The organism is Mesobacillus sp. S13 (assembly GCF_020422885.1).
GTDB classification, from domain to species: domain Bacteria; phylum Bacillota; class Bacilli; order Bacillales; family Cytobacillaceae; genus Mesobacillus; species Mesobacillus selenatarsenatis_A.
In genome coordinates this window covers 21,802-34,565 of record NZ_CP084622.1, presented here as the reverse complement: position 1 = coordinate 34,565, position 12,764 = coordinate 21,802, and the positions used below count along the sequence as shown (strand labels likewise).

Below are 12,764 nucleotides of genomic sequence, written 5' to 3'. Positions count from 1 at the left end.
CCGATTGCCATTACGGCAATATCCTTAGAAAGGAGGTGATCCAGCCGCACCTTCCGATACGGCTACCTTGTTACGACTTCACCCCAATCATCTGTCCCACCTTAGGCGGCTGGCTCCAAAAGGTTACCCCACCGACTTCGGGTGTTACAAACTCTCGTGGTGTGACGGGCGGTGTGTACAAGGCCCGGGAACGTATTCACCGCGGCATGCTGATCCGCGATTACTAGCGATTCCGGCTTCATGCAGGCGAGTTGCAGCCTGCAATCCGAACTGAGAATGGATTTATGGGATTGGCTCGACCTCGCGGTTTTGCAGCCCTTTGTTCCATCCATTGTAGCACGTGTGTAGCCCAGGTCATAAGGGGCATGATGATTTGACGTCATCCCCACCTTCCTCCGGTTTGTCACCGGCAGTCACCTTAGAGTGCCCAACTGAATGCTGGCAACTAAGATCAAGGGTTGCGCTCGTTGCGGGACTTAACCCAACATCTCACGACACGAGCTGACGACAACCATGCACCACCTGTCACTCTGTCCCCCGAAGGGGAACGCCCTATCTCTAGGGTTGTCAGAGGATGTCAAGACCTGGTAAGGTTCTTCGCGTTGCTTCGAATTAAACCACATGCTCCACCGCTTGTGCGGGCCCCCGTCAATTCCTTTGAGTTTCAGCCTTGCGGCCGTACTCCCCAGGCGGAGTGCTTAATGCGTTTGCTGCAGCACTAAAGGGCGGAAACCCTCTAACACTTAGCACTCATCGTTTACGGCGTGGACTACCAGGGTATCTAATCCTGTTCGCTCCCCACGCTTTCGCGCCTCAGCGTCAGTTACAGACCAGAGAGCCGCCTTCGCCACTGGTGTTCCTCCACATCTCTACGCATTTCACCGCTACACGTGGAATTCCGCTCTCCTCTTCTGCACTCAAGTTCCCCAGTTTCCAATGACCCTCCCCGGTTGAGCCGGGGGCTTTCACATCAGACTTAAGGAACCGCCTGCGCGCGCTTTACGCCCAATAATTCCGGACAACGCTTGCCACCTACGTATTACCGCGGCTGCTGGCACGTAGTTAGCCGTGGCTTTCTGGTCAGGTACCGTCAAGGTACCGGCAGTTACTCCGGTACTTGTTCTTCCCTGACAACAGAGCTTTACGACCCGAAGGCCTTCATCGCTCACGCGGCGTTGCTCCGTCAGACTTTCGTCCATTGCGGAAGATTCCCTACTGCTGCCTCCCGTAGGAGTCTGGGCCGTGTCTCAGTCCCAGTGTGGCCGATCACCCTCTCAGGTCGGCTACGCATCGTTGCCTTGGTGAGCCGTTACCTCACCAACTAGCTAATGCGCCGCGGGCCCATCTGTAAGTGACAGCCGAAACCGTCTTTCAGCTTTCCCTCATGTGAGGGAAAGGATTATCCGGTATTAGCTCCGGTTTCCCGAAGTTATCCCAGTCTTACAGGCAGGTTGCCCACGTGTTACTCACCCGTCCGCCGCTGATCTTCAAAAGCAAGCTAATGAAGATCCGCTCGACTTGCATGTATTAGGCACGCCGCCAGCGTTCGTCCTGAGCCAGGATCAAACTCTCCAAGAAAGAGTTATGAGTTAGCTCATAAAGTTAAAACGTTGGCTCATGTTCTTCTATAATAGAAGCCATGAAAATTTATTGTTTGTTGACGCTTGTTTGTTTAGTTTTCAAAGAGCAATTTTTCCGCGTCACCCTTAGGCGACTTAAATAATATATCATGTTGTCGTTGTTTCGTCAACACCTTTTTTCAAAGTCATTAACAGCTGTCCAACAGCAACGTTTAATATAATAACAACTTATGCTTGCTTGGTCAATAGCTTTTTAGAAAAAATATAAAACGCCGCTTCAAAAGCGGCGTTCTTTCATTCTTTATATAATCCACATCTGGACGGCAACCAATGCAAACACACCAGGAATCCCCAATAGTCCGGAGACAGCGGCGGTTGCGATGTTGATCGGTACGTAAATTCCGAAACTGGTTCCGAAGGCGTTTAGAAAAAATAAAAAGATGGCCCCAATCAAAATCTTCACAGCACTCTGGCCGATAAAACGGAGCGGTTTTGTCGGCGCACCTATGATGAGCAGCAGAAAAATCAATCCGCCAAGAATCGATATGACAACTATAGGATCCATACTCTTCCTCCTTACTTCAATGTCTTGTACATTTTTATGTACAAGTTATCGAAATAAGACCTTTCTGTATGGAAAAAACATCACTTCGTCTTAATCGTGATTTTCCTGTGCTTGGCTTCCTTAAAAAGAAAGAAGTACTTAGCTTCAGCAATTTTTGCTTCTGTGATGAACTCTTCTGATGGATCGAAGCTTCTTTCAACCAATAGCTTTTGATTATTCCAGTTCCTCTTCATGCTGTCCAGCTGTTCCAATAGTTTATGGTCGAATTCTTTTCTAAGCCATTTCTTTTTACGAAATAACATGACTTTCCTCCAGTAGAGTTTCTTCTTATATAATGGAGTTAAACTTCCCTGCGGCCTTCCAGCGCTTTAGACAGCGTGACTTCATCCGCATATTCAAGATCCCCGCCGACCGGGAGACCGTGCGCGATCCTTGTAATCTTGATTCCTGACGGCTTCAACAGCCTTGAGATATACATGGCCGTTGCTTCCCCTTCAATATTGGGGTTAGTCGCAAGAATGACCTCCTGGACCGTTTCATCCTGAAGCCTCTTCAATAGATCTGGGATATTGATATCTTCCGGGCCGATTCCATCCATAGGAGAAATCGCACCATGGAGGACATGATAAAGGCCATTGAATTCCTTCATTTTCTCCATCGCGATAACATCCTTGGGATCCTGTACAACGCACACCACACTGCGGTCGCGACGCTGATCTTCACATATATAGCAAGGATCCTGGTCGGTTATATGGCCGCAGACAGAGCAATATGTCAGGTTTCGTTTTGCGTTGACCAAAGCCTTAGCGAAATCCAATACAGTTTCTTCCTTCATGCTTAGAACGAAAAAAGCCAGACGAGCGGCCGTTTTCGGGCCGATACCTGGCAATTTCATAAAGCTGTCGATCAGCTTTGATATTGGTTCAGGATAATGCATTCTGTTATATTCCTCCTAGAACATTCCCCCAGGAAGGTTCATGCCCTTTGTAAATTGGCCCATCGTCTTATTAGTTAATTCGTCTGCTTTTTTCAACGCATCATTCGTTGCAGCAAGTACTAAGTCCTGTAGCATTTCGACATCATCAGGATCAACAACTTCCTGCTTGATTTGAACGTCGACAACTTCTTTATGGCCAGTCACGATGACCGTTACCATACCGCCGCCAGCAGTGCCTTCGATTTTCTCTTCTCCTAATTGTACTTGAGCTTCTTCCATCTTCTTTTGCATTTTTTGCATTTGCTTCATCATATTTTGCATATTACCATTTCCTCGCATCATGTAAACGTACCTCCAAATTTAATCTTGTATTTGTATTAATTCATCGCCAAATAATTTCTTAGCTTCAGCAATCAGCGGGTCTTCTGCTGCTGCATCTTGCCCCTCCGATGCTCCATCGCCTCTTTGGCTGATAAAGTTTTCCCTTATTTTAAGCCACTGTTCTTCGGGCACACCAATTACCTGCATTCTTTTACCGGTGTAGTCATTCATCGCACCGCTGACCGTTTCAGTGAATCTGGTGTTTTCCATTGCCATCTGACAGTGAATTTCATATTTGAATTTTATCACTACTACCTCATCCGATGCAGCTACCGGTTCCGCTTCATTCAACAATGCAGCCTGCGAACGCATTTGGTTTGCAGCCAGCATTTCAAGAAGATCTCCCCAGCGTCCCTTAATTGTATGGAGATTTGTCTTGGTAGCACTTTTCAGTACCTCGTTGATTTTGCCGGTAGGAGCCTGGAATCCTTTCCGGTTGGTACGAGGCGCTTTTTTAGCAGCTGCAGCCGGTTCACTTGCTGCAGCCATACCAGGATTCTGCTGTACCTGTGCCAGTTTTTCCTCGAGTTGCTCAATCCTTCTAAGTAAAGGTTCAACCTGTACATTGCTGGACGGTTGTTGATTTTCCAACTGACACAGCTTGACGATTGCTACCTCTAGGAAGATACGAGGATGGTTTGTCCAACGCATCTCTTGCTGTGCTTTATTCAAAACTTCGATCAATTCATAGATTTGAGCAGGCTCAATTTGATTGGCAAGCTCCTGGAAATCCTCATCCAGCATCACTCGCTCCATCGATTCTTCCAATGCCGGCGCTGCCTTATACAGGAGCATATCGCGGTAAAAGAAAATCAGATCCTCTATGAATCTTGCTGGATCCTTTCCTTGTAAAAGAAGTTCTTCTAAAGCTTCGAGCCCAGCTGCCGCATTCCTCTCATGAATCGCCCTGGCCAGTTGGTTCAGGAAATTCTGTGAGACGGTACCCGTGACCGTTAGTGCATCTTCAATCGTCACGGTATCCTGGCTGAATGAGATAGCCTGATCAAGCAGACTTAAGGCGTCACGCATTCCGCCTTCCGCAGCCCTGGAAATGATCTGCAGGGCTTTATCATCGCAATCCACTCCAGATTCCTCAACAATTTGTTTCATCCTGCCAACGATTGCCTGAGCAGTGATCCTCTTAAAATCAAATCGCTGGCATCGTGAAATGATTGTGAGTGGAATCTTATGGGGCTCGGTCGTAGCGAGGATAAAGATGACATGCTTTGGAGGCTCTTCAAGGGTTTTGAGCAAAGCGTTGAACGCTCCGATGGAAAGCATATGCACTTCATCAATGATATATACTTTATACTTCACGACGTTCGGTGCGTATTTCACCTTGTCACGAATATCCCGGATTTCTTCGACACCGTTATTGGAAGCAGCATCGATTTCAATGACATCAGGGATCGATCCATCGGTTATCCCGCGGCAAGCGTCGCATTCATTGCAAGGCTCGGCCGTTGGAGCTTTTTCACAGTTAACCGCTTTTGCCAAAATTTTTGCAGCACTGGTTTTTCCAGTTCCCCTTGGGCCGGAAAAAAGATAGGCATGTGATATTTTTTGTTGAAGCAGAGCGTTTTGCAGTGTCGTTGTGACATGTTCCTGCCCGACCACATCAATGAACTGCTGTGGACGCCAGACACGATATAAAGCTTGGTAGGCCAATGACACCGCTCCCTTCGGTTATATGATCCTTCCTATTATAACGCAAATATCTTTCAATTTCACTTTTACAAGAGGAAGTTTTTATAGTATTAAACGACAAAAAACTCATCTCCATGAAGAGATGAGTTGAGTGTATCATATTTAACTGCCGCGCACCTTCCATCGACTGATTACCATAAGCGTTACTTAAGCAGTTAGCTCGGCCCAGGCAACCCTGCGGCACATGGGAGCGTCCACTTAATGCTGCTTCCTTCCGGACCTGACATGGTTCATGGATTCCCATTGCGCAGGACCCGGGCGTCAACACCACTTACTTAAGGCAGACCCTACAGTAAATCAGCCTCAGGAAGGGATTCATCCCCGCTAGAGCGGATTGCGGGTACAGGGCACCGCTACCTCCCCGACTAGCACGGCAAAATTGAAACCTTATTTAGGTGTGTCTCAAGGACACATACATAGTATACTAACTCACGAACCAAAAAGCAATGCTTATCCCCTGTCAATTCCTGTATGTTGTTCCAATTCCTCTTTTGCCTGCTTCTTTTTCAGCTTCTTTTTCTCCCGCAGATTCCTGAAAAAATCGGACAATAGTGCTCCGCATTCTTCTTCCAGTACGCCTGTCACCACTTCACTTTGATGATTGAATCGCTCATCCTGGAGAATGTTCATGAATGTACCGGCACAGCCGCCTTTCGGATCCTTTGCTCCATAAACCACTTTTTTCACCCGCGAAAGCATGATTGCGCCTGCACACATTGGACATGGTTCGAGGGTTACGTATAATATAGCATCCTCCAGCCTCCATGTACCGAGTTTCTTGCAGGCCTCATCGATTGCCAGCACCTCTGCGTGGGCGATGGAGCTTTGCTTCGTTTCGCGGAGATTATGGGCACGGGCAATGATCTCACCATCCAGGACAATTACAGCACCAATCGGCACCTCATCCATCTGCCCAGCTTTTTTCGCTTCTTCAATTGCCACTAACATAAATTGTTCGTCCTGGGTAAGTTGAGCTTCCATCTTTCCCTCCGCTAAAAATAATAATAGTTATTTCCAATTGGTTTAATAATCCCCCGCCGGTAAAAATATAAAGGGAAAAGGAGAGGATGTATCTTGGTAAAAGCTGCTCTGTTGATCATCGATATGATCAATGATTTTAATTTTGATGCAGGGGAAGCCCTTGCAAGAAATACAGAAGAAATCATCGATCCAATTTTAAAGGTAAAAAAATCTTTCAACGAAAAGGACATGCCTGTTATCTATATTAATGACCATTATAATCTATGGCAGGCCGATTTTGAAAAAATCATGGAATTTTGCTCAAATGAAACGAGCGATGAACTCATTAAAAAAATTGCACCTGAAAAAAACCAGGATTATTTTTTAATCAAACCAAAGCATTCCGCTTTTTATGGAACAGCCCTTCATACTCTGCTGCAGCAATTAAAGGTCGATACATTGATTCTGTCGGGAATCGCGGGCAATATTTGTGTGCTTTTCACCGCAAATGATGCGTATATGCGTGAATACAACCTGATCATTCCGGAAGACTTCATTGCCTCCAATGATGAACAAGATAATAAATACGCACTGACGATGATGAAAAACGTCCTGTCCGCCGATACAAGGCCTTCCAGGGAGCTTGATTTATAACATACTGTAATTTCTTCCTTCATACAATGGTTGTAGCGCTAAAAATGCCAGGGAGGGAAGAACATGCAGATTCATGTGGTACAGCAAGGACAGAATTTAACACAGATTGCTCAAATTTACGGGTCTTCTGTTGCGGATATAACCGAGGCGAATGAACTGCCAAATCCTAATAATTTAGTGGTCGGCCAGGCGATGGTCATTCCGATTGTCGGAAGCTTTTATTTTGTCCAGCCAGGCGACAGCCTTTGGGCTATTTCAAGAAGGTTTGGGACCACTCCGCAAGAACTCGCGAGGATCAACGGAATCTCAGTCAATCAGCCATTATCCGTCGGCTTCCGCTTATATATTCCGCAGCGGCCTAAAACAAATGCGGAATTCAATGCCTATGTTGAACCGCGAGGAAATACAGTTGCACCTGCTCTGGAAACGGCTGCCCGTGAAGCTGCTCCTTATTTAACTTATCTCGCACCATTCAGCTTCCAGGCCTTGCGCGATGGATCGTTGAAGGAGCCGCTGCTGAACAACTTTCCTGCTATTGCAGAAGCAAATAACAATATATTAATGATGGTTATCACCAACCAGGAGAACGACCAGTTCAGTGATGAACTAGGGCGTATCCTCTTGAATGACATGGCAATTCAGGACAAATTCCTGAACAATATCGTTGCCACTGCCAAAAAATATGGATTCCGGGATATTCATTTTGATTTTGAATTCCTGCGTCCAGCTGACCGCGAAGCCTATAACACTTTCCTGCGAAAAGCGAGGGATCGTTTTAAACAGGAAGGCTGGTTCATTTCCACTGCACTTGCACCTAAAACAAGTGCTGCACAGACTGGTGCCTGGTATACGGCGCATGACTACAAGGCACATGGGGAAATAGTCGATTTCGTTGTGATCATGACTTATGAATGGGGTTATAGCGGCGGACCTGCACAGGCAGTCTCCCCAATCGGTCCTGTTCGTCAAGTGCTGGAGTACGCGGTCAGTGAAATGCCATCACAAAAAGTCATGATGGGCCAGAATCTTTATGGCTATGATTGGACCCTTCCATTTGTGGAAGGATCCATCGCAAGAGCCGTCAGCCCTCAGCAGGCGATCCAGATTGCAGCCAATAATAATGTCGCAATCCAGTACAACATAAAATCCCAGGCGCCGACTTTCCGATATACAGCGCAAGATGGGAAACAGCATGAAGTCTGGTTTGAAGATGCAAGGTCCATCCAGGCAAAATTCGATTTGATAAAAGAATTGAACCTGAGAGGAATGAGCTACTGGAAGCTCGGACTTTCCTTCCCGCAAAACTGGCTGCTCATCCAGGATAATTTCAATGTGGTAAAAAGATAAAATTTTCTGTTAAAATAATTTTACAAATTCCGATAATATATGACAGGCGCAGTATTTCTGCGGCTGTCTCTTTTTTTTGCTAAAATTGCCTCTTAATATTCCATACCCATACCATACTGTGTGTGATAAAATGGACTTTGCGTGATTTAACTGACAGAAATGTAAAAAAGAGATAGATACAACAGAGAGGGAGGACATGTTGTGGAAGGAACACCTTTTATAACGGTTGAAGGACCAATCGGTATTGGGAAAACGTCATTAGCACGTGCTATTTCCGAGCGGTTTCAATTTGCACTTTTAAAGGAAATTGTCGATGAAAATCCATTTTTGGGGAAGTTTTACGATAACATAGAAGAATGGAGTTTCCAGACAGAAATGTTTTTCCTCTGCAATCGATACAAGCAGCTTGGAGATATTAATGAACACTACCTCAGCAAAGACAAATCAGTCGTAGCTGATTACCATATCATGAAAAACCTCATTTTCGCCCAGCGCACATTAAATGAACAGGAATATAGAAAATACCTAGATATTTATCAAATCCTGACAAAAGATATGCCTAAGCCGAATGTCATCATTTACTTGAATGCAAGTCTTGATACATTGCTGAAGCGGATCAAAATGCGCGGCCGCGAAGTCGAAAAAAATATCAGCCCTTTATATTTAGAGCAATTATCTCTTGATTATGAACAAGCCATGCTTCAATTCGAGAAAGACCACCCTGAAATCCCTGTTCTTCGTTTTAGCGGCGACGATCTGGATTTTGTTAAAAATGAAGAAGATCTTCAGTTGATCATCGACCAGCTAACCGCATCATTAAGAAAAAGGAGCGTACAACCATGAATCTGAGAACAAAATATGACATCCCGGCTAATGCAGTCATCACGATTGCCGGAACAGTTGGAGTCGGCAAATCGACAATGACGAATGCCCTGGCGGATGCCCTTCGGTTCCGTACATCCTTTGAAAAAGTAGATACAAACCCTTATCTTGATAAGTTCTATGCTGATTTCGAACGCTGGAGCTTCCACTTGCAAATCTACTTCCTTGCAGAGCGCTTCAAGGAACAGAAAAGGATTTTTGAATACGGCGGCGGCTTCATCCAGGACCGTTCCATTTATGAAGATACAGGCATCTTCGCAAAAATGCATTACGAAAAAGGCACAATGTCCCCAGTGGATTACGAAACATACAAAAGCCTATTCGAAGCAATGGTGATGACTCCATACTTCCCGCATCCAGATTTGCTGATCTACCTTGAGGGTTCAATTGACGATATTCTTGAACGCATCAAGCTAAGAGGACGTCCGATGGAACAGCAAACACCGATTACGTATTGGGAAGAAATGCATGCACGTTATGAAAATTGGATCAATAACTTCAACGCATGCCCTGTCCTGCGTTTGAACATCAATGATTACGACTTGTTCAATAACCCTGAATCAATTGAACCGATCGTGGAAAAAATCGCTACACATATTAGACAAACTCAATTATTGAAAAAATAAAACCGCCATTTGGCGGTTTTTTTGTTATCTATAGGCTTTAGTCTGGTTCACTATCAATACATAAAATGATTCTATAAGCCCTAATTGGGTGGGAAACCCTCCGCTGGGTACATGGAATTCTTCTATAAGACAAAATTAAGCCGGATGCTATCAAAAGGGCACATAGAACCTTTCTATAAGACCAAATCGAGACGGATGTTATCAAAAGGGCACATAGATTAGCTTTGCTCTCTTTTTAAAAGAAAACATAAAAAAACCCGCTACGTCCGTAACGGGTTTCTTTACACAATCTCCAAATTGTTTTTATGCGTTAATGCTTTAATATTAAAAATTATGGAGGAGGTAGAGGGATTCGAACCCCCGCGCGGTGTTACCCGCCTGTCGGTTTTCAAGACCGATCCCTTCAGCCGGACTTGGGTATACCTCCGAGACAAGAAATATAATATCATGTATTTAAAAACGAGTCAACACTTCTTTAAAAGTTTTTTTCGGACAGGAACGAATCCTGTCCGAAAAGAACAGCGGAAACGCATTGATCAGCTCCGACAAGCGCTGGAGGGCCGACCAGTGAAGTCGTTCTTTGACTTCATTGGCAGGACCGAAATCGAAAAGTATAGCCAACTGCCCAGAAACGCAGAAACTGGAGACTCCGACAAAGAAGCGTTTTTTGCTTCTGCGGGCGGAGTTGAAGTTTCGGAGTTTCTAGGAGGCGACACTGGACAATTCGAAAAGCGGAGGCGACTGCCCAACTCCGACAAGCGTTGGAGGGCCTGCCAGTGAAGTCGCTCTTTGACTTCATTGGCAGGACCGAAACGTCTCGAGGAGTTAGGAGCCGCAGCTAGACAAGCGACTCGAGGAGCTAGGCGTTGGAGCTAGACACTAATCAAAATTTAAACCGCTTATAAATGACACTTATTCGGGAGCAATTACTTCCCTATTGCCCATGTACGGACGCAATACCTCTGGAATGATGACACTTCCGTCAGCCTGCTGGTAGTTCTCGAGAATGGCGGCAACCGTACGGCCGATCGCAAGGCCAGATCCGTTCAGTGTATGCACATGCTCTGGCTTTGCCTTTGCTTCGCGGCGGAAACGAATGTTCGCACGTCTTGCCTGGAAGCCTTCAAAGTTACTGCAAGAAGAGATTTCTCTGAAAGTGCCATAACTTGGGATCCAGACTTCAATGTCATATTTCTTCGCAGCTGTGAAGCCGAGGTCTGCAGAGCACATGCTCAACACTCGGTATGGCAGACCTAATAGCTGAAGCACTTTCTCAGCATGTCCAGTCAGTCTTTCAAGCTCCTCATAAGAATCTTCAGGCTTCACGAACTTCACTAATTCTACTTTGTTGAACTGGTGCTGGCGGATCAAACCGCGCGTATCGCGTCCCGCAGACCCCGCCTCAGAACGGAAACATGCGCTGTATGCTGCATAATTGATCGGAAGCTCGTCTGCAGTCAGGATTTCATCACGGTGCATATTCGTAACAGGTACTTCCGCAGTCGGAATCAAGAAGTAATCTTCACTCTCAATTCGGAATGCATCCTCCTCAAACTTAGGAAGTTGTCCTGTCCCAGTCATGCTTGCACGATTGACCATGTACGGAGGAAGGACTTCCTTGTAGCCATGCTCATCAACATGAAGATCAAGCATGAAGCTGATCAATGCGCGCTCAAGACGTGCTCCCAAGCCTTTGTAAAAAACAAAGCGGCTGCCGGTTACCTTACCAGCACGCTCAAAATCAAGGATTTTCAAATGGTCTGCAACATCCCAATGCGGCTTCGCTTCGAATTCAAAATCACGGATTTCGCCCCATTTGCGAACTTCCACATTATCGTCTTCCGTTTCACCAATCGGCACGCTTTCATGTGGGATATTCGGAATGCTCAGCATCAGGTTTTCTAGCTCTTCTTCTACTTCACGAAGCTGGTCATCCAAAACTTTGATTTTGTCGCCTACCTCCCGCATTTCAGCGATCAAGTGGTCTGCATCCTGCTTTTCGCGCTTCAGCTGCGCAACTTGCTGGGACACTTCATTCCTTCTGCTCTTCAGCTGTTCAGCCTCAAGGATCAATTCCCTGCGCTTCACATCCAGGTCCTCAAACTTGCCGAAATCAGTCATGTCTTCGCCACGGTGCTGCAGCTTCTGTTTTACATCTTCAAAATTCGCTCTTAAATACTTTACGTCTAACACTGCGATTTCCTCCTTTTGATATACAGTAAAAAGCCCTGGATAAAATAAAAAACTCCCGTCCCCAAAAAGGGACGAGAGTTAACCCGCGTTGCCACCCTAGTTGAAAGCAAAAAATGCTTTCCACTCATAAAATAACGGTTTTTACCGAAAGTATTTACTGGCCATTCCTGGCGTTCCATACTCTGCTCGAGGGCGGATTCATTTGCTCCAGACACCGGTTCACACCAACCACCGGTTCTCTTTGGAATGGATACAAGCTACTATTCCCTCTCATCGCTTTTTTACTATCGAATTTTAATTCATAATTTACTACAATTATGTTCACCATGCAAGCAGTTTATGCAAAATTTTCACTCTTAGTCTCCTCGACCATTTTCACAAAGTAGCTCATGAGTCGATAATCATCTGTCAACTCTGGATGGAAGGAACAGCCGAGGAACTGCCCATCACGCGCTGCAACAATCCGGTCATTATGCTTCGCCAGCACTTCGACATTCTCTCCTGCTTCTACAATATGAGGTGCCCTGATAAACACAGCCGAGAAACTTTCAGCAACTCCTGAAATAGCAATGTCAGCTTCAAAGCTTTCGCGCTGGCGTCCGAATGAATTTCGTTCAACCTTTACATCCATGACACCGAGATGCGGCGCATCGTAGCCAACCAAATCATTCGCAAGCAGAATCAGGCCGGCACAAGTCCCAAACATCGCCTTGCCATCCGCGGCAAACTTCTTCAATTCTTCCATAAAACTGTATTTATCAATCAGGCGGCGGATTGTGGTGCTTTCTCCCCCAGGGATAATCAGTCCATCCACTTCAGCGAGCTGTTCAGGACGCTTAATGACAATACCTTCTGCCCCGGATGCCTCAATTGCCCATATATGCTCCCGTACGGCACCCTGAAGGCCAAGTACTCCAATTTTCACCATAGAC

At 45.8% G+C, this 12,764-nt stretch carries 13 protein-coding genes, 1 tRNA gene, 1 rRNA gene, 1 other RNA gene and 1 other annotated feature; of the genes, 5 read left to right on the top strand and 11 right to left on the bottom strand.

Annotated features, from left to right (window positions below; all coding sequences use genetic code 11):
* Window positions 1-28 precede the first annotated feature (28 nt).
* The 8 genes from LGO15_RS00165 to tadA form a co-directional block, all read right to left on the bottom strand.
* Window positions 29-1,578 (bottom strand): 16S ribosomal RNA (locus LGO15_RS00165).
* 303 nt (window positions 1,579-1,881) lie between these two features.
* Window positions 1,882-2,145 carry a pro-sigmaK processing inhibitor BofA family protein gene (locus tag LGO15_RS00160; RefSeq protein WP_167834691.1) on the bottom strand — a complete coding sequence of 88 codons (264 nt, stop codon included), beginning with the start codon at window positions 2,143-2,145 and terminating at the stop codon, window positions 1,882-1,884.
* Between the two features lie 80 nt (window positions 2,146-2,225).
* Window positions 2,226-2,447, bottom strand: a complete 222-nt coding sequence (locus LGO15_RS00155) for a YaaL family protein (RefSeq protein WP_102264773.1) — start codon at window positions 2,445-2,447, stop codon at window positions 2,226-2,228.
* 38 nt (window positions 2,448-2,485) lie between these two features.
* A complete protein-coding gene (recR, locus tag LGO15_RS00150) occupies window positions 2,486-3,082 on the bottom strand; it encodes a recombination mediator RecR (protein WP_041968096.1) in 597 nt (198 codons plus the stop codon).
* 15 nt (window positions 3,083-3,097) lie between these two features.
* The gene (locus LGO15_RS00145; protein WP_167834690.1) at window positions 3,098-3,424 is read right to left on the bottom strand and encodes a YbaB/EbfC family nucleoid-associated protein; all 327 of its coding nucleotides are present in this window, start codon (window positions 3,422-3,424) and stop codon (window positions 3,098-3,100) included.
* 18 nt (window positions 3,425-3,442) lie between these two features.
* Entirely contained in the window at window positions 3,443-5,131 is a 1,689-nt protein-coding gene (dnaX, locus tag LGO15_RS00140; protein WP_226086319.1) for a DNA polymerase III subunit gamma/tau, read from the bottom strand.
* A 148-nt stretch (window positions 5,132-5,279) separates the two neighbouring features.
* An RNA gene (gene ffs / locus LGO15_RS00135) (signal recognition particle sRNA large type) lies at window positions 5,280-5,544 on the bottom strand.
* Between the two features lie 76 nt (window positions 5,545-5,620).
* Complete coding sequence (tadA, locus tag LGO15_RS00130; RefSeq protein WP_167834688.1) at window positions 5,621-6,151, bottom strand: tRNA adenosine(34) deaminase TadA; 531 nt, start codon at window positions 6,149-6,151, stop codon at window positions 5,621-5,623.
* A 93-nt stretch (window positions 6,152-6,244) separates the two neighbouring features.
* Between tadA and LGO15_RS00125 the strand changes: the two genes are divergently transcribed.
* The 4 genes from LGO15_RS00125 (at window position 6,245) to LGO15_RS00110 (ending at window position 9,639) form a co-directional block, all read left to right on the top strand.
* Window positions 6,245-6,784 carry a cysteine hydrolase family protein gene (locus LGO15_RS00125; RefSeq protein WP_226086318.1) on the top strand — a complete coding sequence of 180 codons (540 nt, stop codon included), beginning with the start codon at window positions 6,245-6,247 and terminating at the stop codon, window positions 6,782-6,784.
* A gap of 63 nt (window positions 6,785-6,847) precedes the next feature.
* A complete protein-coding gene (locus LGO15_RS00120; RefSeq protein ID WP_226086317.1) occupies window positions 6,848-8,131 on the top strand; it encodes a glycoside hydrolase family 18 protein in 1,284 nt (427 codons plus the stop codon).
* Window positions 8,132-8,332: 201 nt separating this feature from the next.
* Window positions 8,333-8,974: a deoxynucleoside kinase gene (locus tag LGO15_RS00115; protein ID WP_167834685.1), complete on the top strand. Its 642-nt coding sequence runs from the start codon at window positions 8,333-8,335 to the stop codon at window positions 8,972-8,974.
* Window positions 8,971-9,639, top strand: a complete 669-nt coding sequence (locus LGO15_RS00110) for a deoxynucleoside kinase (protein WP_102264767.1) — start codon at window positions 8,971-8,973, stop codon at window positions 9,637-9,639. Before LGO15_RS00115 ends, LGO15_RS00110 begins: the two co-directional genes overlap by 4 nt.
* Before the next feature lie 334 nt (window positions 9,640-9,973).
* Here the strand turns inward: LGO15_RS00110 and LGO15_RS00105 are convergent.
* Window positions 9,974-10,066, bottom strand: a tRNA-Ser gene (locus tag LGO15_RS00105).
* Window positions 10,067-10,206: 140 nt separating this feature from the next.
* Here LGO15_RS00105 and LGO15_RS00100 point away from each other — a divergent pair.
* Window positions 10,207-10,419 (top strand): hypothetical protein, encoded by a 213-nt coding sequence (locus LGO15_RS00100; RefSeq protein ID WP_226086316.1) that lies wholly within the window; start codon window positions 10,207-10,209, stop codon window positions 10,417-10,419.
* A gap of 132 nt (window positions 10,420-10,551) precedes the next feature.
* Here the strand turns inward: LGO15_RS00100 and serS are convergent, their stop codons facing one another.
* Together serS and pdxT are read right to left on the bottom strand one after the other, a co-directional pair.
* The gene (serS, locus tag LGO15_RS00095) at window positions 10,552-11,832 is read right to left on the bottom strand and encodes a serine--tRNA ligase (protein ID WP_226086315.1); all 1,281 of its coding nucleotides are present in this window, start codon (window positions 11,830-11,832) and stop codon (window positions 10,552-10,554) included.
* Between the two features lie 64 nt (window positions 11,833-11,896).
* Window positions 11,897-12,115, bottom strand: a binding site (T-box leader).
* A gap of 54 nt (window positions 12,116-12,169) precedes the next feature.
* Window positions 12,170-12,760: a pyridoxal 5'-phosphate synthase glutaminase subunit PdxT gene (pdxT, locus tag LGO15_RS00090; protein ID WP_167834693.1), complete on the bottom strand. Its 591-nt coding sequence runs from the start codon at window positions 12,758-12,760 to the stop codon at window positions 12,170-12,172.
* Between the last annotated feature and the right edge of the window lie 4 nt (window positions 12,761-12,764).

Bases quoted from the DNA above. Each gene is read 5' to 3' on its own strand.
- LGO15_RS00160 (WP_167834691.1), bottom strand. From the start codon at position 2,145: ATGGATCCTATAGTTGTCATATCGATTCTTGGCGGATTGATTTTTCTG.
- LGO15_RS00155 (WP_102264773.1), bottom strand. From the start codon at position 2,447: ATGTTATTTCGTAAAAAGAAATGGCTTAGAAAAGAATTCGACCATAAA.
- recR (WP_041968096.1), bottom strand. From the start codon at position 3,082: ATGCATTATCCTGAACCAATATCAAAGCTGATCGACAGCTTTATGAAA.
- LGO15_RS00145 (WP_167834690.1), bottom strand. From the start codon at position 3,424: ATGATGCGAGGAAATGGTAATATGCAAAATATGATGAAGCAAATGCAA.
- tadA (WP_167834688.1), bottom strand. From the start codon at position 6,151: ATGGAAGCTCAACTTACCCAGGACGAACAATTTATGTTAGTGGCAATT.
- LGO15_RS00120 (WP_226086317.1), top strand. From the start codon at position 6,848: ATGCAGATTCATGTGGTACAGCAAGGACAGAATTTAACACAGATTGCT.
- LGO15_RS00110 (WP_102264767.1), top strand. From the start codon at position 8,971: ATGAATCTGAGAACAAAATATGACATCCCGGCTAATGCAGTCATCACG.
- pdxT (WP_167834693.1), bottom strand. From the start codon at position 12,760: ATGGTGAAAATTGGAGTACTTGGCCTTCAGGGTGCCGTACGGGAGCAT.